The following is a 22,044-nucleotide window of genomic DNA, read 5'->3' on the forward strand; positions in this document are numbered from 1 at the left end:
CTTAAACAGTTGATCCTTCAGCTTTCCGCCTTTTTTCCCTACATTTGAACAATCAAAATTCTAAAGAAATTATGCAATACGATGTCGTTGTTATCGGTTCAGGGCCGGGCGGTTATGTTGGCGCAATCCGTTGTGCTCAGTTAGGTTTAAAAACTGCGGTTATTGAAAAATATAAAACTTTTGGAGGTACCTGCTTAAATGTAGGCTGTATTCCATCTAAAGCGTTATTAGATTCATCAGAGCATTTTCATAATGCTGCACATACATTTACAACCCACGGGATTAATCTGAAAGATTTACAGGTTGACATGAACCAGATGATTGCCCGTAAAGATGATGTGGTCGCACAAAACACTGCTGGTATCACTTATCTGTTTAAAAAGAATAAAATTGATGCTTTCGAAGGCGTAGGATCATTTGTAGATCAAAATACCATTTTAATTACCAAGGCAGATGGTACTACAGAAACCTTATCTGCCAAAAATGTGATCATTGCTACAGGTTCAAAACCAACAACATTGCCATTTTTACCAATTGATAAAAAACGGATCATCACTTCAACTGAAGCTTTAAACATCAAAGAAGTTCCAAAATCAATGGTTGTAATTGGTGGTGGTGTAATCGGTTTGGAATTAGGTTCTGTATATGCCCGTTTAGGTACAAAAGTTTCTGTTGTAGAATTTTTACCATCTATCATTGCTACTATGGATGCCAGCTTAGGTAAAGAGTTGCAACGTGTTTTAAAGAAAAACCTGGGTATGGACTTTTACATGGGACATAAAGTTACAGGTGCAACCAATAATGGTGAAACCGTAACTGTAACAGCCGAAACCCCGAAAGGACAAACCATATCATTAGAGGCAGATTATTGTATCGTTGCGGTTGGTCGTACTGCATATACAGAAGGTTTAGGTTTAGATAAAATTGGCATTACGATAGAAGAGAGAGGTAAAAAAGTTCCGGTAAACGAACATTTAGAAACTTCGGTTAAAGGTGTTTATGCTATTGGCGATGTGATTACTGGCGCTATGCTGGCACACAAGGCTGAAGATGAAGGAATATATGTTGCTGAAACCATAGCGGGACAAAAGCCACACATCAATTATAACCTGATTCCGGGTGTTGTTTATACCTGGCCAGAAGTAGCCGCTGTTGGTTTAACGGAAGAGCAGTTAAAAGAAAAAGGAACAAAATATAAAGCGGGTTCATTCCCTTTCAAAGCGAGTGGCCGTGCAAAAGCAAGTATGGATACTGATGGTTTCATTAAAGTTCTGGCTGATGCCTCAACTGATGAAGTTTTAGGTGTGCATATGATTGGTCCGCGTGTGGCTGACGTAATTGCTGAAGCCGTGGTTGCAATGGAATTCCGTGCATCAGCTGAAGATATTGCCCGTACTTGCCATGCTCACCCTACCTATACAGAAGCTTTAAAAGAAGCTGCACTAGCTGCAACTGAAAACAGGGCGATACATATATAAGGTATTTGCAAAGAATAGCATTCCAAACCTCATAGGCTTTAAAACCTGTGAGGTTTTTTTATGAAGCATTTAATATATGATAATAATTTTTTAATTTTCAATTGATTTGAGGACCTTTGCATAGGTATTAACGTTCATATAAAAATCAGGAATTGGAAGAAATTAAAGCAGATCAGGAAAACATTCACACCATTAACCAGCCTGTATTAGCCAAAAGCTCTCCTAATAGAATCCGGTTAGCCGTTTCACTTTTTTACTTTGGTCAGGGCATTGCATTTGCATCATGGGCCAGCCGCATTCCGGATATTAAACATTCCCTGCATTTATCTGACGGTGAGTTAGGCAGTATTTTACTGGCCCTGCCTTTAGGACAATTGGTTACTATGCCTATTTCCGGCAGATTGGTAACCAGGTACGGAAGTAAGAAAATATTAACCATTACAGCACCTTTGTATGTTTTAGCTTTATGTAATTTAGGTTTGGCTACTGCACCCTGGCATTTGGCTGTCTTTCTTTTTATGTTTGGTGTGGTGGGTAATATGTGCAATATTGCAGTGAATACCCAGGGTTCTGAAGCTGAAAAGCTTTTTGGCCGACCTATTATGACTTCCTTTCATGGTGCCTGGAGCATTGCCGGATTTACCGGTGCCCTGGTGGGTTTACTGATGGTGAATCTGCACCTCATCCCATATTACCATTTTTGGATCATTACTTTCCTCATCTGGATCAATGTATTTCTAAACTACAAACATTTGGTGCCTGGAAAGGGCGCTAAAACAGAGCGGAAGCCGAAACTATTTACCATGCCGGAAGGTTCACTCCTGCAATTGGGTATCATCGGATTTTGCAGTATGGCCACCGAGGGCGCTATGTTCGACTGGAGTGGTGTTTATTTCAAAGAAATCGTGAAGGCACCAGCCTCATTGGTTATTTTGGGTTATGCATCATTTATGATCATGATGGCTACGGGGCGCTTTATTGGAGACAGGATCATAGCCAAACTGGGGAGGAAAAAAACCATTCAGATCAGTGGCTTAATTGTTTCTACAGGCATGTTTCTATCTGTATTCCTGCCTTATGTAGTAACCGCAACCATTGGTTTTATGCTGGTTGGTGTAGGTGTTTCGAGCATTGTACCTACCTTATACAGTGTGGCTGGTAAAAATGGAAAAGTATCTCCAGGAATTGCCATCGCAATGGTGTCCAGTGTGAGCTATTTTGGTTTTTTAATGGGTCCACCTTTAATCGGTTATATTTCTGCTTTATCCAGCTTGCGGTATTCTTATGCTGTAATTGGTGTTTTTGGTTTATTAGTGAGCTTTCTGGTAACTAAAATGAAAGCTATTGAGTAGCGGTTTTCCCCAAGCTATCTTTTTGTACCGGCACATAATCCTTTTTAATTAAGCCATGTTCTTTTAGTGTAGCCACGGCGATTTCTATCAGTCTTAAATTTTCTTCCTGATGCCCGTGCTGAACTTCTACATTGATGTAAGGAATATGATTGATCATGGCATAAACCGATAAAGAGCCATCATTCTCGGCAAATTTAGATTGTAAAATGACATTTACATTTGCTTTTTTTAAACTTGTAAATAACCTGGGCTCGGTTACATATAAAAGATCATCGCCATCCATTTCAAAGTTTATGAAAACTGAATCTGCTGTGCTGGATAAATCATATCCGGGTAAGTAGGAGGAAATCCCAAAACCACCATCAGCATTATTGTGCAACGTTAAAAAATAGCCGGTGGCTTTGGGATTATAGAAATCAACAATCTGTTTACCTGCATTGAGAATAAGCTTTTCTACTTCGTTAGAACTGTACGCATCCTTTTTTAAGCGGGTTTTTACACCGGTTTCTGTATAAATGGCATTCGGATCAATACGGTAAGGATCGTCCATATAGGTAAATGTATAATCCCTGACGCCTCCATACTGGCTGTCTATTAATTCTCCGCCATTCCAGCGGATATAATCAAATCCTGCCTTAACGCCTGTATCTTCATTGTCATGAACCACTAAAAATTTTACGCCATTGGGTTTGTAACTGTATTTTACCAGTGTAATGTCAAGATCAGATACTTTAATGAATGAAGAATCGCTGGTCATGGCATCGAAAACAGGTGGATGTTGCGCTTTAACTAAAATTGAAGCACTGATCAGGAGGAGAGATAAAACAATTTTAAACATATGACTAATATACAATGATGCCCAATATTTTGTTTGAAGCCCTTTCATTTACACTGAATTTTCATGCTCAATCTGTTTTTAAGCTGTTGTTCAGTCTCTTGTGGTATTGCAAATTTGATTAAAAAAAAGGTCGCCTTTGTGGGGCGACCTTAATTGATTGTTCATCTTTATTTTTAATGTTTGGCATCTAAATCATATTCCAAAACATCTTTATGGTCATATGGTTCAACCATTAACTCATCAATGGTTTTTCCTTTTTTGTTGAATCCGAATCTATCCAGAATTCTATCAAATATCAGATAGATTACCGGTACAACAATTAAAGTTAAGAATAACGAACTGGTTAAACCACCAACAATAACCCATGCTAAACCATTTTTCCATTCGGCACCTGCACCACTTGCCAATGCAATTGGAAGCATACCGAATACCATGGCAATGGTTGTCATTAAAATGGGGCGTAAACGGGCATGATTGGCCAATACAAGTGCTTCCTTGGTCTCTTTACCTTCTGCTTTTAGCTGGTTGGTAAAATCGACCAGGATGATTGCATTCTTCGCCACCAGCCCCATTAACATAATCAAACCTAAAATGGTGAAAATACCAATGGAATTATTAGTTAAAGCCAATGCAAGCAATGCGCCAATTACAGCCAGCGGAAGTGAAAACATCACCACGAGCGGGTAAACAAAGCTATCGTAAAGCGCAACCATGATCAGATAAACCAAAATTAACGAAGCCAGCAAGGCAATCCCTAAAGTTCCGAAACCTTCTGATTGGTTTTCCTGATCTCCAGCCCAGGTATAACTTACACCGATAGGCGTTTTCATTTTGCCGTTAGCCTGTAGTTGTTCCAGTTTTTCCTGGAATTCTGCTACAATAGTTCCTGTAGGACGACCAATTGATTGTGCCTGTACAGATACTGAAGTAGACTTATTTAAACGCTCCAGCTGACTTGGACCAGAGCCTTCTGTAATGTTTGCAAACTGTGATAATTTAATTTGTGCGCCCTGATCGTTCACAAAGATAAGGTTCCGTACATCATCAATGTTTTTCCTGTTGAAATCCTGATATTGAATGTTGATGTCGTACTCGTACTCACCTTTTCTATACTTTCCATCCGTGTTACCGGCAAAGGCAGTCTGCATGGTAGAACCTACGGTAGATAATGTCAATCCAACAGCCGACATTTTATCACGGTCTACCTGAACATTAATTTCCGGTGTACCTTTCTCTACCGATAATTTAATCTCTGTTGCACCAGAAATCGTTTTAAGTACTTTTTGAGCACCCTCTGCGTATTTTAAAGCACTATCCAGATTGGAACCCATTACCACTAAACTAATAGGTGCATTTTCAGCAATACCCAAAATACTAATCGGCACGGTTTTAACTTTTGCACCAACCAGTTGTTTGGCCAAAGCACGGCTCATTTTGGTTGCAAAAACGTCAGAAGACATACCTTCACGTTTATCACGTTCTACCAACTTCACGTTAATTTCAGACTTGTAAGCTGTAGCCTGCGTACCGCCAAAATCACCGCTGGCCTGACCAACAGTTGTAATTAACTGGGTAATTTCAGGCTGTTTGCTTAAGAAAGCTTCGGCTCTTTGTGTAAAGAAATTGGTTTGTTCCAAAGGCGCATCTTTTGGTAATTCAATCTGTACCAAAAATTCTCCCTTATCTGATTTTGGAAAAAACTCAGAACCAATAAAACCAGCACCCAATAAACCACATGAACTCAGGAACATCACAAACACAATAATCAGCGTTAACGCTTTATGGTTTAATGACCAGTTTAAAATACTGGTAATCCACAGCGTGAATTTTTTCAGTTGCTTTTCAAACCAAAGGATGAATCTGCCAAACAGGTTTTTACCTTCAATGTGTTCCAGCTTACCATATCTGGAGAAAAGCAATGGCACGATGGTAAAGGAAGCAACTAATGATAACAGTGTGGCTATGATCACCACGATACAAAACTGACGGAGGATGTTTGATACTAACCCGCTACTTATTGCAATCGGGAAGAACACCACTACAATTACAAAGGTAATGGATACTACAGTAAAACCAATTTCACGAGTCGCATCGGATGCTGCACGTACCTTGTTTTTACCCATTTCCATGTGGCGTTGAATGTTTTCCAAAACCACAATCGCATCATCCACCAGGATACCCACTACAAGTGATAATCCCAGTAATGACATTAAGTTTAACGTAAAGCCAAATAAATTGATGCCTATAAATGTTGCAATTAATGAAACCGGAATGGAAACCATTACAATTAATGCATTACGGAAGCTATGCAGGAAGAAAAGCATTACGAATGCCACTAAAATAACGGCTAAAATTAAATCGTGAATAACGGCATCAGCAGATTCAAGGGTAAAAATAGAGCTATCGTTTACAATTTTAATGTCTAATTTATTGGCTGCATATTCCGTTTTAAGTTTTGCGATAATGGCATGTGTACCTTCACTCACTTCTACCGCATTCGCATCACTTTGTTTAATAATTTGTATGGCGATAGATGCTTTGCGGTTAATACGCGCCAGTTTTTCAGTTTCTTTTTGCGAATCCTGAACATCAGCCACATCACCCAGGCGAATTTGTGAACCATCTTTCGATGTCGTTAATACCAGGTTCCGCAGTTCTTCAATACTTCTGTATTTACCAGATAAACGGATTAAAACATCCTGATTTTCAGTTTTAACGCTTCCGGTAGGGAAGTCTAAGTTAGAGCTTAAAATCATTTGTTGTACCTGAGGCACTGCAAGGTTATACCCCTGCAATTTATTGGCATCAAGCATCACCCTGATCTCCCTTTCTGAACCCCCAACTAAATTTACCTGCGCAACACCTGTTACCCTCGAAATCACCGGGGCAATTCTTTGGTCAATTAAATCATAGAAGGAAACATCATCCATATTAGCCGAAGCCGTCATGGTAATTACCGGTAAATCATCTAGCGAGAATTTACTTAATGAAGGTGTTTTAACATCTTCAGGTAAATCTGAAAGAATGGCGTTTACCTTACGCTGTGCGTCGTTCAAGGAAATATCGATGTTCGCTGCATCCGTTAGGGTTATGGTAACGGTTGATAAACTTTCGAATGATACGGAATTGATTTTTTTAATGTTTTCCATGGAGGAAACCGCATCCTCAATTTTCTTCGTTACCGTATTTTCTACCTCGGCAGGAGAGGCACCAGGATAAATGGTTGAGATGGATACTACGTTGTTTGAGAATTTTGGTAATAATTCATAACCCAACGAAAAGTAACTCAATAGCCCAAGAAGCGTAAGTGCGGTAAACACCACAATTACCAGCGAGGGCCTTTTTATAGAAATGTCTGTTATTTTCATTTTTAATTTTTATGCTGGTGGTATAGCCACCGCGTGTTCTGACTAATGATTTTAGACTTTCAGCTTATTTAACAATGCTTACGGCAGTACCTTCAGCTAAGTTAATCTGTCCACTGGTAATTACAGTTTCACCTTCATTTAAGCCTTCAACTATTTCCACATTATCACCTAAAATACGTCCTGAAACTACCTTGCGTACCTTAGCCTTGTTATTTGATTTATCATAAACAAATACTTGATTACTACTTACACTACCTACGAAAGAGGTACGAGGGATCAGGATACTTGGTGCTTGTTTAGGGAAGTTAAATACGGCTGTTCCGTACATACCCGCTCTTAAACTGTTTTTGGTATTATTGGTTACTTCAATTTCGATCGGGAAATTTAAAGTTGCATCCGCTTTTGGGGCAATGAATGTAATTCTGCCTGAAAATTTCTCATTAGGGAAAATGGTTGATTTTATGCTAATCTGATCGCCAACTTTAATATTGGCTACCTGCGATTCATTAACGTTTACTTTTAGTTTCAATTTAGAAACATCAACCAGTTCAAATAACTGTGTACCTTGTGCGGTTACAAATGCACCAACTTCAATATATCTTTTATTTACAATACCATTGATTGGAGATTTGATGTTTGCATCACTTAATTTTCGCTGTGAAGCCTGCAGGCGTAATTTTGCATTTCTGGTAGCCAGTTTAGCCTGGTCCAACTGTTGCTGGGTTACACCGCCGGTTTGAAAAGAGCTCTGGTATCTGGCTTCATCTCTAACTGCATTTTGATAAGTAGCTTCAGCAGTTTCCCTGTCGGTATTAATAATTTCAGCATCAAGGCGTGCCAATGGCTGTCCTTTGGTCACTTTATCACCTTCATCTACATAAATTTTAGTTACGCGACCGGCATTTTCAGATAAGAAGTTTAATTCTTGCTTCGGTGCAAAGTTTCCGTTTGCCACAAAATCTACATCAACTACTTTTTTCTCTACTGTTGCCACACGAACGGCAACTGCACCACCGCCTTCGGCAATGTAAGCCGTTTTGGCTTCGTTTTTTTTCTTATTGTTGGTTAAAACATAGGCTATTGCACCCAGGGCAACAACAATAACGATAATTATGGTAATTATTCTTTTCATTTCTATTGTACTAGCGATTTAATATTTCCGTTTGATTTGATGAGCTGTATTTCGGCAACCTTAAAGTTTAATAATGCCTGGTTATAACTGTTTTGCGCCTGAGTCAGGGAGTTTTCGGTATCCAGTAAGTCAGTTAAAGAAGCTAAACCATTGTTATAGTTATTCTGTGTGCTTTTATAAATTTCCTGTGCCAGTTCGGCATTTTTACGTTGTGAAGTGATGGTATTTAAATTATTGCGAAGTTGAATTTTAGCGTTCTCGTAAGCTAAATTTAATGAATTTGTAGATTCCTTTCTGTCTTCTTTTGCTTTTTTGATCTCCACATCAGCCTGGCGGATTTTTGAACGGGTTAAAAAGCCATTGAAAATGGGTACTTTTAAAGTTAAACCAATCGCCGATGCACCGTAACCGATAGATGCAGCATTTGAAGATAAGAAATCAAATCCATCACTCTGACTGGAATAAGTATAATTTCCTGTTAAAGATAGGCTGGGGTAGTATTCAGCTACATAGGCCTTCCGTTGAAGCGATAAAAGCTTATCCTGTGTGTTTAACAATTTCACTTCCGTACGGTTGCCGAAGTCAATGGTTTCTGCAAATTCCGGCAATTGCGATACATTGGTCAATTCTGCTTTAGGTAATTCAATAGGTGTAGTAACAGGCATACCCATTGAAAACTTTAACTGATTTTCCAATTGTGTGATGGCATTAACCGTTTGTTCCCTTTGCGTAGTCAGGTTCGTGATATTCACATTGATCCGGTCTACATCAATTTTTCTGGCCAGGCCATTTTGGTATTGATTGGAAACAATTTTTTCGACAACCTTAACATTTTTAATATTAGTATCAATTACACTTAACTGCTCTCTGTTAACCAATACCTGATAGTAATTGTTGGCCACCAGTTCTATAATCTGCTCTTCTGTTAATTGAGCGGTTAGGTTATAATATTCTTCGCTTGATCGGGCAGCCTGCAAACCAGTAAAAACCTGCTGGTTAAATAACTGTTGCGAAAGTTGCACGCCGGCAGAAGAATTCCAGTTCTGACCTAATTTAATGGCCTGTGTCTGACCGCCAAAATTGGCCACCAACTGGCCGATAATCGGATTATAGGTTAGTCCGGCGTTACCTGTAATTTGTGGTAAAGCCTGCGCCCTTACTTCCTGGACTTTATATCGGCCGTTTTCGATATCCAATCTTGATTTACGCACATTGGCATTGTTCTGAAGCGCATAGGTCAGCGCTTCTTTTAGGGTAATCTGCTGCTGCGCAGATACCAGTTGTGGTAAAGCCATGCCAACGATCAGGACGAGCATTAATTTTACCATTTTTACTCTAAGCATCATGTATTGTTTTTTGTTTTTGGGTTCTTATCTATGACTATTTTTCCGGTATCAATATACCAGTATTTTAAACGATTAGCCTTTGGGCCTTTATACTTTCCACTTTAAGTTTTGCACTTTAAACTTCCCACTGCCTCATGCTTTCAGCAACTTAATCCCCTGGTAAAGATGGAAGAAAGGTCTTTCTGTTTCTGTTTCATTCTGTTTACAGCTTTTTTATCCGGAAGGAGATCTTTACCCAGTTCCATAATGCACATATTTGTTAAACCCATCAAGCTTTCCAGGTAAAGTTCTGCTATATGCGACATGTTTTCGTGTTTGATCTCTCCCTTCTCTTTTGCCCTTTCAAAAATCTCTGCATAAAAAACTTTCTCTGAATCTTTTAATGCGGTTAGTTTCTTTTTCATGGAGTCATCGTTAAAAATATCAGGTAGTCCTTCTGAGATTCTCAACATAAAATATTTCATGAAAAAGGTATTTCTGATTTCTATTGTCTGGAATAAAACAGTTTCTAAAGGGGCATCTGGATTATATTTCTTTTTTAATAAGTCGAAATAGTCTGAAAATACCTTTTCAATTACACCAACTATCAAACTTTTCTTATCAGGGAAATAATAATAAAGAGAGGGCTTAGATACGGAAAGATCTTCAGCGATATCATTCATGGTGGTTTTGCCTATCCCAAAATGGCTGAAACGTTTGATCGCCCCGTCAATAATTTGTTCTCTTTTTTTATCAGCTACAATCATTCTACTTTTCTACTTTCTGACTTTTTTAATATTTTAGTCAAAGTTAGATTTAAATTTTCATTTCTTAATCAGCAGGCTAAAATTTGGATTAACAACTGACGCATGGATGACAATCAATTTTCGTTTTAAATGATTTATATATCTTTACAAACCAATAACTTAAGAATGATGCATGTTATATTTGGTATTCTGATTACATTATCTACCCTGATTGTAATGGAATGTTTGTCCTGGTTTATCCATAAGTACTTATTTCATGGCCCTTTGTGGTTCCTGCACAAAAGTCACCACCAAAAATCGCATTCTTTTTTAGAGTGGAATGATTTATTTGCCCTGCTCTTTGCCGCGCTTGCTTTATACCTCATGTATCTGGATCGAAAAAGTTATGGTTATCGCTTTTTTATTGGTTTAGGAATTACTTTGTATGGCATCATTTATTTCGTAATTCACGATTGGTTTGTGCACAGAAGATTTAAAACTTTTAAAAGCAAGAATACTTATTTGCAAATGGTGAGAAAAGCACATAAAATTCACCACAAAAATCAGCGCAAGGAAAAAGGAAAGGCATTTGGATTGTTGTTTGTTAAAAAGAGTTTAGTGAAATAGGTGTTTTATTATTATCAGGGCACTTCTAACATAGTTAAATTTTATTTTACTTTTGCAGCTTAACACCCAATACCATGCCTCAGATTTTGGAAAATATTTCGTTAAAGCCTTATAACTCATTCGCTATTGATGTTAAAGCACGCTATTTTACTGAAATAGAAACAGAAAGTGATTTGAAGGAATTGTTTCAAAACCCACTTTTTAGTAATCAAAAACGATTAATTGTTGGCGGTGGAAGCAATATGCTGTTTACGCAGGATTTTGATGGCTTAGTGGTGAAAATGAGTATCAAGGGGATTGAATCAAAAAATGAGGGAGATCAGGTGTTGGTAACGGCAGGAGCTGGAGAAGTTTGGAATGATTTTGTGAATTATTGTGTTGCAAACCATTTTGCAGGTGTTGAAAACCTGAGTTTAATCCCAGGAACTGTTGGGGCATCACCTATTCAAAATATTGGTGCATATGGTGTGGAACTGAAAGATGTATTTGAAAGTTGTACTGCTTTTGAAATTAAAACCGGTCAGATCAAAACCTTTCATTTTGATGATTGTCAGTTTGGTTACCGCGAAAGTGTTTTCAAAGGTGCATTTAAAGGGCAGTATATTATTAACAAAGTTACTTTCCGTTTATCATTAAAAGCAGTGTTAAACACCAGTTACGGTGCCATAGAGGCTGAGCTTCATCATCGTGGCATTGAAAATCCTGGTATAGCAGATGTTTCAGCTGCTGTTGCGCACATTCGGGTGAGTAAACTGCCGGATCCTTCCACAATCGGCAATGCCGGAAGTTTTTTCAAAAATCCAGTAATAGAAAAGTATGAATTTGCCGATGTGGTAGCCAAGCATCCTGATGTGGTGCATTATCCTGCTGCAGATGATAAAATTAAACTTGCTGCAGGATGGTTAATTGAACAATGTGGTTGGAAAGGCAAAAAAGTTGGTCAAACCGGTACCTGGAAAAACCAGGCTTTAGTTTTAGTTAACCATGGACATGCTTCTGGCACGGAAGTGTATCAGTTATCTGAACAGATAATAGACAGTGTAAAGTCCACTTTTGGAGTCACTCTTGAACGTGAAGTAAATATTCTGTGACGAAAACTTGCCTGACTAAGGCTGAATGAGGATATTGCCGTGCCAGTTATTTTTGGTATTAAGTTTGATTATAGTATTATAAATGAACATCAATTCATTTTATTTAATCTCCTAAAGCTATATATCATGACAAAATTTGAATTCAACCATCTGGTTAACCATCACGCTGTTTCACTTAGATCATACGCTTTAAATTTTACAAAAGATGCCGAAGATGCTAATGATCTTGTTCAGGATACGATGCTTAAGGCGATAACTTACTACAATAAGTTTAAAGAAGGTACGAATTTAAAAGGCTGGTTATTTACCATCATGAAAAACACCTTCATCAATAATTATCGCCGTTTGGTTAAAACAAATACTTTAATCACGCAAAGTGAGGATATTTCTTCCGCAAACCTTTCTTATAGTGCAACTAAAAATCAGGCTGAAAGTAAATTTGTATTGGGTGATATTGATAAAGCACTTTCTCAGTTGCCTCAGGAATATTATATTCCGTTTATCCGTTATTTTGAAGGATATAAATATCATGAAATCGCAGATATGCTGGAGATTCCAATCGGAACTGTAAAAACCCGTATTCACGTAGCGAGGGGTATTCTTAAAAAATATTTAAAAACATATTCTAAAGATATTGCCATTGCAGAAATGGCTTAAGATACATCTACTTAAAAACTAAGGTCCTGATTTAATCGGGACTTTTTTTTGCCCTGTTTTTTGAGCGTTATCATTATTATATGATGATTTGTAATAAAATAATAAATAGAAAATGAAATAAGTATTTCGACAAGCGAGGCTGTATATTACCGGTCAGTGAGGTAAAAAGCAAAAAGGCCCGGAAAAACCAGGCCTTATTTGCTTATCATATATTTGGTTAGTTGATTCTTATGTTTACTTTCAACAATTCGCCTTCTCTTTCGTTTCGAAACAAATGCAAACCCTGAACAATATTGCGTTTAAAAGGTTATTGGCAGTGTTTTTGTTTTGTGGATATAAAGATAAGGGAAATTTTAAATTTGTCAAGCTTTTTTTAGCTTTTTTATTATTTCTTTTGCCACCACTTGTCCGGATATGATGGCAGGAGGCACTCCAGGGCCTGGAATCGTTAATTGTCCGGTGTATAACATGTTTGTTACTTTGCTTTTCATCTTTGGTTTTAAAAAAGCAGTCTGTTTCAATGTATTTGCCAGGCCGTAAGCATTTCCTTTGAAAGCATTATAGTCACTTACGAAATCATTCATAGCGTAACTTCTTTTGAAAAGAATAGCATCCCGGATTTCATTGCCAGTCAAGTCTCTGAATCTATCTGCCAGAATTTCAAAGTATTCCGCTCTTTTCAACTCGCTATCTTCCAGACCTGGTGCAAGCGGAATTAGAAAGAAAAGATTTTCACAGCCTTCCGGAGCCACGCGATCATCAGTTATAGATGGGCAGCAAGCGTAGAACAATGGTTGAGATGGCCACTGCGGATCAGTATATATTTCTTCCGCATGCTGATCAAAATTCTGGTCGAAAAATAAATTGTGATGCAGAACATTCTTAAGTTTTTTATTTAAGGCGATGTAAAAGAGCAGGCTTGAGGGGGCCATTGTTCGGCTTTCCCAATATTTTTTGTCGTAATTCCGGTAAGGTTTATCCAGTAAATGTTGCTCTATATGGTTATAATCTGCATTTCCTATAACATAATCAATCTCCAAATCGCCTTTGTTGGTTTTGATTGTTTTCGCAATCTTACCTTTTACTTCAATTTTAGATACAGTAGTATTAAATAAAAACTTAACACCTTCCTGTTCGGCAATGGTTTGCATAGCCGAAACGATTTCATGCATTCCGCCCATCGGATACCATGTACCCATAATAAGGTCTGCATAATTCATCAGGCTATATAGTGCTGGGGTGTTCCCGGGTGTTGCACCCAGAAACAATACCGGAAATTCCAGCAGTTTCCTTAGTTTTTCATTTTTAAAGAGTTGGTGAACATGATTACGCATATTGCCCAGAAGCTGTAATTTAATACCACTTATGGCCAGCCGGGGATCAAAATATTCCATTACACTGTGTGACGGTTTAAACACATATTCATTCATACCGACATCATATTTGTATTTCGCCTGCTTCAGGAATACCTCAAGGTTCTTTGTGCTTCCGGGTTCTAATTCTTCAAACAGCGCATACAATTTTTCGATTGTGGCGGGTACATTTAGGGTATCTTCTCTGTTGAAATAGATTCTGTAGGAAGGGTCCAGTCTTTTCAGTTCATAAAAATCAGAGGTGGTTTTATTGAATAATTGATAGAAGTTTTCAAAAACATCTGGCATCCAATACCAGCTTGGCCCCATATCGAATGTAAATCCATCTTTTTCCCAAGTTCTGGCCCTGCCACCGGCCATCTCATTTTTTTCGATTACAGTCACTTCGCAGCCATGTTTAGCTAATAAAGCTGCGGCAGAAAGCCCTGCGAAACCAGCGCCAATAACTGCAACCTGCGGTTTTTTATCCATGATGTAAATAAAAGGATTTTATGGGATTTTGTTTGGAAAATAATGATGCGAGTGCAATTCTTTTAATTCACAGCATTGATCGCCGATGTCAGATCATGTATTTTCATTCCTTTTATTACATTTGCATCTAACCATGTCAAAAATTCGATTTTTAATTCTTCTATTTACCATTAGCGTAAACCTTTGTTATGCACAGTTATCTCCCAAAGAACTTTCGGCACTTAAGAACGACCTGGTAAAGGCAGTAGATGATTCCAAATTAACCGATTCTTTATTTGTTAAACTAAATAAGTTAAGTGGTAAAACGGCTTTAACAACAGCCTATCTCGGAACGCTGGAAGCACTAAAAGCAAAACATGCCTGGAGCCCGTATAATAAGATAAAGTATGTAAAGGCATCACAGAAAGCCATGCAACAAGCGGTTAACATGGATAAAGAAAACCTGGAAATTCGTTTCATGCGTTTTTCTATTGAACACTTTACGCCATCTTTCCTGGGGTTTAGTAAAAATTTGAGCATAGACCGCAAACAAATTGTTAAGCACTATCAGCATGGTAATTTTGGCAGCGCTGATCAGGCCCTGATTAAAAATGTAGCTAAGTTTATGGTCGAAAGCAAACGTTGTACGCCTGAAGAAGTTAAAGTCCTAAAAAAATATGTTTAAATGAATTATACCTATTTACTCATCAATATTGCTGTAATTTTCTTCCCTCTGGTATTGTCATTTGATAAGAAGGTTCATTTTTTCAGTAAGTGGAAATTCATTGTGCCGGCGATATTAATTACCGGGATTGTTTTCCTGATCTGGGATTTACTCTTTGTGAAATTGAATGTATGGTCTTTTAATCCGGATTACATTACAGGCATCAGTTTGTGGGGTTTGCCTCTTGAAGAAATGCTGTTTTTCTTAACAGTGCCCTATGCATGTGTTTTTATTTACGAATGCCTAAATGTTTATTTCCCTAAAAATGGTTTACAAAGATATAGCCTGGCGCTGAGCAACCTTTTTCTGGGCTTATGTATCGCCATTCTTTTCTTTGGTTACCGCTATTGGTATACAGTTATTAATTTTGGGTTTTTATTTGTTGTGCTGGCCTACGTAGAATATATTAATACAAAGCTTCGTTTTATGTATCGGTTTTACAGGGCCTACCTTGTAGCCTTGATTCCATTTTACATTGTAAATGGATTTTTAACAGCAATACCTGTAGTGATCTACAACAACAAAGAAAACTTAAGTTTTAGGGTAGGTACAATTCCTTTTGAAGACCACTTCTATTTAATGAGCTTATTGTTAATGAATATTTATTTATACGAATGGTTTAAAAATAGGGCGATAAAATAATGGAATTGCCAGTGTACACCAAGCAGCAATTGGCTTTGCGGAACGGACAGGATAAACCTCAGATCTGGGTGGCTTATAAGGGGTTTATTTATGATATGACTGATAGTCGCTTGTGGCGTAATGGTAAGCATTACGAGCATTGGGCAGGGCAGGACCTCACTGATGAGTTGCCAGATGCACCTCATACAGAAGCGGTTTTTGAGAAATTCACTCCTGTTGCAAGAATGATATAAATAAGAATGCCGCAGATGTACAAATCATCAAGATTTGCAAGTCTGCAGCAATAATTAAAGACTGTAAATTTTCTGATTGCTATTTAATTAGTTTAAGCTTCGATAGTGAAAGCACTCAGGTTAACAAACTCCTGGATTCTATCTGCAACCTCTTGATCTGTTAAATTTAATAACCTTTCCGTTCCAAATTTTTCTACACAGAATGAAGCAAGTGCTGATCCATAAATAATGGCATTTTTCATGTTGTTGAAATTAATGGTACCCACTTTAGCCAGGTAACCAATAAATCCGCCTGCGAAAGTATCGCCTGCGCCAGTCGGATCGAAAACTTCTGCCAAAGGTAATGCCGGTGCTGAGAAAATCTGATTTTCATGAAATAACAATGCACCATGCTCACCTTTTTTGATGATTAAATATTTTGGCCCCATGGTCAGGATTTTTTTAGCGGCTTTAACCAGTGAATATTCGCCGGAAAGCTGACGTGCCTCTGCATCATTAATGGTTAAAACATCCACCATTTTAATGGTTTCCAGCAGGTCATCCATCATGATGTCCATCCAGAAGTTCATGGTGTCCATTACAATGAGTTTGGGGCGGTTTTTAAGGCGTTTAATCACGGTTTGCTGTACTTGTGGCGTCAGGTTGCCTAACATTAAAAATTCGCAGTTCTGGTAGCTTTCCGGAATAATAGGGTCGAAATGTTCCAAAACATTAAGTTCGGTCACTAAGGTGTCGCGACTGTTCATATCGTTATGATATTTTCCACTCCAAAAAAACGATTTTTCGCCGGTTTTAATCTGTAAGCCTTCCGTATCTATGCCATGCTGCGTAAGGATCTCAATATTTTCTTTTCCGAAGTCATCACCTACAACAGCGACAATTTTTGCTTGATTATAGAAGTAAGATGCAGCTAAACTGGCGTAAGTTGCAGCGCCACCAACAATTTTATCTGTTTTTCCGAATGGCGTTTCAATAGCATCGAACGCTACAGTACCTATGATTATCAGGCTCATATATTTTAATTTGAATTTTTTTAAAAATTTTTCACTGCAAATATTGCATAAATAATTTAAAAGCCCTAATATTGCATTCCCAAAACGAACAAGGGTATGCAGGCTGAAAAGCCTTAATAACCTCGGTTTGGGAAACAACCAGCACTCCTTCTTAGCTCAGCTGGTTAGAGCATCTGACTGTTAATCAGAGGGTCGCTGGTTCGAGCCCAGCAGAGGGAGCAAAAATCCTCACAGTAATGTGGGGATTTTTTATGCCAAACTTGCTAAATGATTTTAGCAAAACATACAGTACCAACCAGAATAAATATTCCTTCTTAGCTCAGCTGGTTAGAGCATCTGACTGTTAATCAGAGGGTCGCTGGTTCGAGCCCAGCAGAGGGAGCTAAGATTTTTAAGTCTGAAAATCATATAAAAACCCCATTTCTAGCTAATAGGATGGGGTTTTTTATTTTCATAATAGGAAGTTTCCTACTTCATTTTGTCTTTCCAATAGCCAAACAATGTTAAGTTTTACAGGAAAAACTGTCGAATTTTAACGTATGACTTTTACAAATATTTAACAAAGAAAATCCCGCAATTTAGGGCTTCCGGTATCCGTAAACGCAATTTTTTTTAAGTTAAAATGGCAACAGTTGATGCAAAAATTTTCGTTCACCATTTAAAAAATGATAAAAAGAATTCATCTTTTTTCACATCATTCTGCTCAGGGAATATTTTGCTCATTGATATCATAAACTCCCCGAGTGTAAAAGGTTTCAGTAAATAATCATCTGCGTACACCTTAAAAGCATCAGAACCATACTTAATATGTCCAGTAGTGAATACCTAATTTATCTGTCTTGTTTCTAATTGCTTTAGAAAGCTCTATACCATTAATCTTGGGCATATCAATGTCAAGAAGAATAAGGTGTCTACGGGTTCGGCTTTAGCTATAGATGTAAGTGCCTTTAATGGGTCTATATAACTTTCAACCAGCTCAAGTCCGGGAAACGAATCGATATATTTTTCTAGGCTCTATATGGCATGGCGGTCGTCATCGATTATAATGCATCTAAACATATCTTGTAAAAGGTAAGAAGCAACTTATATAATCTTTTTATTTTTTTATATGAAAAATGGTTTTAAAGGAAATAGGGTTTAATATAGAAAAAAGATGTCTTTGTATAATTAAATCATTAAAAATTATGGGTTTTGACTAGTTTTTAAAATATCTTTTCTAAAGAATTATGTCTAAAATGTTTTTTAGTTATTTCTCGCAAAACTTCCTGTAATAGATCCAAAACATATTATAAAGTAAAATTCGAATAATTTTTTCATAAAACTGCTGAAATCCTATCATTATAGGTTTCCACTTTTTCAAAATTGACCAGAATATTTTTAATAAAGAAAGGTGAAATAACATTCCGCCGATAACCTTCTTTGAAAAATCCCAAAAGTACTTCCTCAAAATGCAACATTGTATATAGAAAAATATATCTTTTATATAAAAAAGTTTAAAAATTGATAAATAACTATTAATTATAATTAATTATTTCGAATTAGTAAATAAATTAATACAATGAATTTATATTAATTATACTTTCATTAAAAGCCTCTGTCAATACTAATTTAGTTATAAGAGTTTAATTTTCAGATAATTAATTTATTGATGTATGAAATTGCAAAGTGTTAAAGTTTTTTAAAAAGAATCATGTTACCCATTTTAAGTTAATCAAATATTTATTCAGTTATTAATGATTTCATTTGGCTTATAAAGAAACATATTGCAAAGGTGCTTAAAAAGTTTGCTGCTAGCTGGTTTAATCTATTTTAGTGGATTGACAGTTTATGGACAACAAAGCCTACGTTTAAACCTTAAACTAATTAGTAAAGAATACGATAGGCCAGTTGCATTTGCTAAAATTTCCTTAATTAATATGCGAGGTGAGACACACCGAGCTGGCTTATCTGATACTGAAGGAAAATGTCTATAGGATATATTAAACGGTAAATTTAAAATATTTACAAGTCTAATAGGTTATGAAACCTATACTTCCTTATCCGTTGTTTTTAAAATAATAGTTACAACTTAATGGTAATGATGAAGTAATGGTTTTGGTTGATGGCAAAGGGGAATTAAAAAGCCAAAATGAACAGTTAGAAATGTTTGTTGGACTAAATAGAATCAATGACATTATAAAGACATCATAGATATTGTTGCGCGACGATGGGAGTAACTCGAAAATCCCCAAAAGAGTAGAGATAAACATCAAAAAAATATAAGAACCATGAAAAAAATGGAATTAAGCCCATTGGCGTTGGACAAAGAAACAATTGCCAGACTTGACGAAAAACAATTAAATGACATCCTTGGTGGTGGAGTGGATTATGATGCAACATCTACAGGCTGTGGATCAGGTGGTAGTACCTGTGGTAAGGAGAATGATGCTACTTCGACCGGATGCGGCACGGGTTCTAGCACTTGTACTGCGGTAGCATAGTTTGAGACAAACAGGATCGGTTAATTCCGATTCTGTTTGTTCTATTTATATCCATCAAACCAATATTTATGATCAACTGGAAAAGACATTTCATTTTAAAGATTTTTATAGCCGAGGCATTTTTTTTTATTTTTTTCCTTTCAAGCTCTACTGTAAGAGCACAACATAATATTTTGGGGAGTGTTTCCGATGGTAGGAATCAGCCAATAGCAGATGCAACAATTTATATCATTAATGCTCGGTCTGCAGAAAAGATAACACAAACATTATCATCAGATAAAGGAAAATTTAACTTTTCTGTTAAGGATACGGGGAGTTACAGAATACGCGTGAGTCACCAAATGTTCGAAGATGGAAAGTTAGAGTTAAAGCTTTCAACTAAGGATACTACTCTATCAGCCATTGTACTTATACCTATGGCCGTTTCATTAAAGGATGTTACGGTTGAAGGTAACCGACCAATTTTAGAGCAGAAAACAGACCGGTTAGTATTTAATGTTGAAAATAGTGTTTCAATGACGGGCTCTACTGTATTGGAAGCCCTGTCTAAAATTCCAGGCGTTCGAGTAAATCAATCAAATGGCGTATCACTAGTTGGAAAAGGACAGGTAAACGTAATGATTGATGATCGACTGATACAGATGTCTGGTGATGATTTGGCGAATTATTTACGATCTATGTCTTCTAATGAGGTTTCCAAAATCGAAGTAATTACGAATCCACCTGCTAAATATGATGCTGCAGGGAATTTTGGTCTAATTAACATTGTAACGAAGAAAAAGAGACAGCATGGTTTCAATGGTAGTTTTTCTGGCGCTCTATCTAAAGCAACCTACTTATCTGGCAATTCGGGCTTACTATTAAATGTAAACTCCGGAAAACTAAGTGTAAATTCAAGCTTCAACATTAGTAATAACGTTTTTCAAGAGAGTACCCGTCCAAGTATATTTTATCCTTCTCAAACCTGGGATCAGCGCAGAGAGTCAAAAAACACCAGCGAAAGTTTCCTTGGCAGATTGTCGTTGGACTACCGAATTACTAAAAGGCAGGCCATTGGACTAATTTATTCTTATGGGGCTAGATCTATTCCGGCAGAAGAGGAATCTACCACAAACATATTTCCTGCTTCGAATCCAAACTTGATTGATTCTGTTATCAATGCTCGAAATGGTTTATCAAAAACCTCGAATAGTAATAACATCAATCTTCATTATGAATATCTCTTGGATACATTGGGCAAAAAATTCTCTATAGATGGCGCTTATTTTACATTTAACAGTACAACGGCCCAACAATCTGTCAATGAATCTCTTGTAGATGGAATAATATCAAACGTTAGCAATACTTCCAGCTACGCTCCACAAAATGTAAATACTTATACCATACAATCTGATATATCCTTTCCGAATAAAATTATGGATTTTAATTTTGGTGGAAAATTGTCTTTTATCAAAACAGCGGCCTCATCAAACTATTATTATAATGTAAATACAATCACATTCGAAAACACTTTACTCAATAATGCCTTTAATTACAGCGAAAATATACAAGCTCTCTATATCAGTGGTTCAAAGGAACTTGGGCGATTCAGTCTTCAGCTAGGCCTTAGAGCAGAGAATACCTTGACTACTGGTGAATCAATTACCGCTCAACAAACTACAAAGGTCAACTATCTTAAAATCTTCCCAACAGCATATTTGATGTACCAGAAAGATCAAAATAACTCATTTGTTCTATCATACGGCAAGCGTATCAATAGGCCAAGTTATTGGTATCTAAACCCATTTAAACAATTTGTAAGCCCTTATTTTTATTATGAGGGTAATCCATTTTTGAGGCCATCGTTTAACAACATCTTTCAGCTTACATTTAATCATAAAAACAAACTAATAACAAAAGCAAATGTCTATTTGCTCAATAATATTTTTGATCAGATTGTGATTAATGATAATTCCACCAAAATATCCAAATTAACAAGGCTTAATTACTATTCCCAAAGAAACTATGGTATTAGCCAGAATTATATCTTTAGTGATTTGAAGTGGCTTGAAAGCTACAATTCTGCATCTATCAATTATATTTCTACAAAATCGAATATTGATTATGCGTCAGGTCAGAGCGGTTTCGGCGGTGATTTATCTTCAAACAATACTTTCAAATTGAATAAGGCACGAACAATTACAGCTAATGCAGACTTTAGTTATACGTTTCCTATGGTATCTGGAATTTCAAAATTCGAAGCGTACTATTCTTTAGATGCTGGTATTAAGGTTTTACTTAACAAAAAAAATCTAGCGCTCGCTGTCAATGCTGTTGATATTCTGAAGACATCTAAAGTGCGATTCAGTTCTGTGACAAACAATATTCAAACTAGTTATAATAATTACTTCGACAGTCAATCTCTACGCTTTTCATTAAATTATAGTTTCGGTAAAGTTGCAAAAACTAATAGGCAAATAAAAGAGGTAAACAATGATGAATCAAGAAGAGCTAATTAAAAACAAAAATGACCTCT

17 protein-coding genes and 2 tRNA genes are annotated in these 22,044 nt (G+C 36.8%); 12 read left to right on the forward strand and 7 right to left on the reverse strand.

Features of this window, described 5'->3' with window-relative positions; all coding sequences use genetic code 11:
* Nucleotides 1-71 precede the first annotated feature (71 nt).
* Both lpdA and OQX64_RS19515 read left to right on the forward strand, forming a co-directional pair.
* Nucleotides 72-1,478: a dihydrolipoyl dehydrogenase gene (gene lpdA, locus OQX64_RS19510; RefSeq protein ID WP_265820029.1), complete on the forward strand. Its 1,407-nt coding sequence runs from the start codon at nucleotides 72-74 to the stop codon at nucleotides 1,476-1,478.
* A 152-nt stretch (nucleotides 1,479-1,630) separates the two neighbouring features.
* The gene (locus OQX64_RS19515; protein ID WP_088299436.1) at nucleotides 1,631-2,830 is read left to right on the forward strand and encodes an MFS transporter; all 1,200 of its coding nucleotides are present in this window, start codon (nucleotides 1,631-1,633) and stop codon (nucleotides 2,828-2,830) included.
* Here OQX64_RS19515 and OQX64_RS19520 read toward each other — a convergent pair.
* The 5 genes from OQX64_RS19520 to OQX64_RS19540 form a co-directional block, all read right to left on the reverse strand.
* On the reverse strand, nucleotides 2,820-3,668 hold the full coding sequence (locus OQX64_RS19520) for a hypothetical protein (protein ID WP_265820030.1): 849 nt from the start codon (nucleotides 3,666-3,668) through the stop codon (nucleotides 2,820-2,822). The two genes, OQX64_RS19515 and OQX64_RS19520, sit on opposite strands and share 11 nt — an antisense overlap.
* Before the next feature lie 173 nt (nucleotides 3,669-3,841).
* Nucleotides 3,842-7,036, reverse strand: coding sequence for an efflux RND transporter permease subunit (locus tag OQX64_RS19525; RefSeq protein ID WP_088299434.1), 3,195 nt, complete (start codon nucleotides 7,034-7,036; stop codon nucleotides 3,842-3,844).
* Nucleotides 7,037-7,100: 64 nt separating this feature from the next.
* The gene (locus OQX64_RS19530) at nucleotides 7,101-8,168 is read right to left on the reverse strand and encodes an efflux RND transporter periplasmic adaptor subunit (RefSeq protein WP_088299433.1); all 1,068 of its coding nucleotides are present in this window, start codon (nucleotides 8,166-8,168) and stop codon (nucleotides 7,101-7,103) included.
* Nucleotides 8,169-8,170: 2 nt separating this feature from the next.
* The gene (locus OQX64_RS19535; RefSeq protein WP_088299916.1) at nucleotides 8,171-9,511 is read right to left on the reverse strand and encodes a TolC family protein; all 1,341 of its coding nucleotides are present in this window, start codon (nucleotides 9,509-9,511) and stop codon (nucleotides 8,171-8,173) included.
* A 143-nt stretch (nucleotides 9,512-9,654) separates the two neighbouring features.
* Nucleotides 9,655-10,260: a TetR/AcrR family transcriptional regulator gene (locus tag OQX64_RS19540; protein ID WP_265820031.1), complete on the reverse strand. Its 606-nt coding sequence runs from the start codon at nucleotides 10,258-10,260 to the stop codon at nucleotides 9,655-9,657.
* Nucleotides 10,261-10,425: 165 nt separating this feature from the next.
* Between OQX64_RS19540 and OQX64_RS19545 the strand changes: the two genes are divergently transcribed.
* The 3 genes from OQX64_RS19545 to OQX64_RS19555 all read left to right on the forward strand — a co-directional run bounded on the left by OQX64_RS19545 (nucleotide 10,426) and on the right by OQX64_RS19555 (nucleotide 12,614).
* Nucleotides 10,426-10,866, forward strand: coding sequence for a sterol desaturase family protein (locus OQX64_RS19545; RefSeq protein ID WP_265820032.1), 441 nt, complete (start codon nucleotides 10,426-10,428; stop codon nucleotides 10,864-10,866).
* 74 nt (nucleotides 10,867-10,940) lie between these two features.
* The gene (gene murB, locus OQX64_RS19550) at nucleotides 10,941-11,957 is read left to right on the forward strand and encodes a UDP-N-acetylmuramate dehydrogenase (protein WP_265820033.1); all 1,017 of its coding nucleotides are present in this window, start codon (nucleotides 10,941-10,943) and stop codon (nucleotides 11,955-11,957) included.
* A 126-nt stretch (nucleotides 11,958-12,083) separates the two neighbouring features.
* Nucleotides 12,084-12,614, forward strand: coding sequence for an RNA polymerase sigma factor (locus OQX64_RS19555; protein WP_088299430.1), 531 nt, complete (start codon nucleotides 12,084-12,086; stop codon nucleotides 12,612-12,614).
* Between the two features lie 362 nt (nucleotides 12,615-12,976).
* On the opposite strand, the gene OQX64_RS19560 is transcribed toward OQX64_RS19555, so the two are convergent.
* Nucleotides 12,977-14,458, reverse strand: a complete 1,482-nt coding sequence (locus tag OQX64_RS19560; protein ID WP_088299429.1) for a phytoene desaturase family protein — start codon at nucleotides 14,456-14,458, stop codon at nucleotides 12,977-12,979.
* A 133-nt stretch (nucleotides 14,459-14,591) separates the two neighbouring features.
* On the opposite strand from OQX64_RS19560, the gene OQX64_RS19565 reads away from it, so the two are divergent.
* Genes OQX64_RS19565 through OQX64_RS19575 form a run of 3 tightly spaced genes read left to right on the forward strand, consistent with a single transcriptional unit; the run spans nucleotide 14,592 to nucleotide 16,036 of the window.
* Nucleotides 14,592-15,122, forward strand: coding sequence for a hypothetical protein (locus OQX64_RS19565; RefSeq protein WP_088299428.1), 531 nt, complete (start codon nucleotides 14,592-14,594; stop codon nucleotides 15,120-15,122).
* A complete protein-coding gene (locus OQX64_RS19570) occupies nucleotides 15,123-15,803 on the forward strand; it encodes a lycopene cyclase domain-containing protein (protein WP_265820034.1) in 681 nt (226 codons plus the stop codon). It abuts the gene before it with no gap.
* Nucleotides 15,803-16,036: a cytochrome b5 domain-containing protein gene (locus OQX64_RS19575; RefSeq protein WP_088299426.1), complete on the forward strand. Its 234-nt coding sequence runs from the start codon at nucleotides 15,803-15,805 to the stop codon at nucleotides 16,034-16,036. The genes OQX64_RS19570 and OQX64_RS19575 overlap by 1 nt, the downstream gene beginning before the upstream one ends.
* A gap of 92 nt (nucleotides 16,037-16,128) precedes the next feature.
* On the opposite strand, the gene OQX64_RS19580 is transcribed toward OQX64_RS19575, so the two are convergent.
* Nucleotides 16,129-17,049 (reverse strand): PfkB family carbohydrate kinase, encoded by a 921-nt coding sequence (locus tag OQX64_RS19580; protein ID WP_265820035.1) that lies wholly within the window; start codon nucleotides 17,047-17,049, stop codon nucleotides 16,129-16,131.
* Nucleotides 17,050-17,194: 145 nt separating this feature from the next.
* Here OQX64_RS19580 and OQX64_RS19585 point away from each other — a divergent pair.
* The 4 genes from OQX64_RS19585 (at nucleotide 17,195) to OQX64_RS19600 (ending at nucleotide 22,027) form a co-directional block, all read left to right on the forward strand.
* Nucleotides 17,195-17,268: transfer RNA gene (locus OQX64_RS19585), tRNA-Asn, on the forward strand.
* Nucleotides 17,269-17,357: 89 nt separating this feature from the next.
* Nucleotides 17,358-17,431, forward strand: a tRNA-Asn gene (locus tag OQX64_RS19590).
* 1,894 nt (nucleotides 17,432-19,325) lie between these two features.
* Nucleotides 19,326-19,529, forward strand: a complete 204-nt coding sequence (locus tag OQX64_RS19595; protein ID WP_265820124.1) for a class I lanthipeptide — start codon at nucleotides 19,326-19,328, stop codon at nucleotides 19,527-19,529.
* A gap of 68 nt (nucleotides 19,530-19,597) precedes the next feature.
* On the forward strand, nucleotides 19,598-22,027 hold the full coding sequence (locus OQX64_RS19600; protein WP_265820036.1) for a TonB-dependent receptor: 2,430 nt from the start codon (nucleotides 19,598-19,600) through the stop codon (nucleotides 22,025-22,027).
* Nucleotides 22,028-22,044: the final 17 nt, after the last annotated feature.

Source organism: Pedobacter sp. GR22-10, from assembly GCF_026239715.1.
Taxonomy (GTDB): domain Bacteria; phylum Bacteroidota; class Bacteroidia; order Sphingobacteriales; family Sphingobacteriaceae; genus Pedobacter.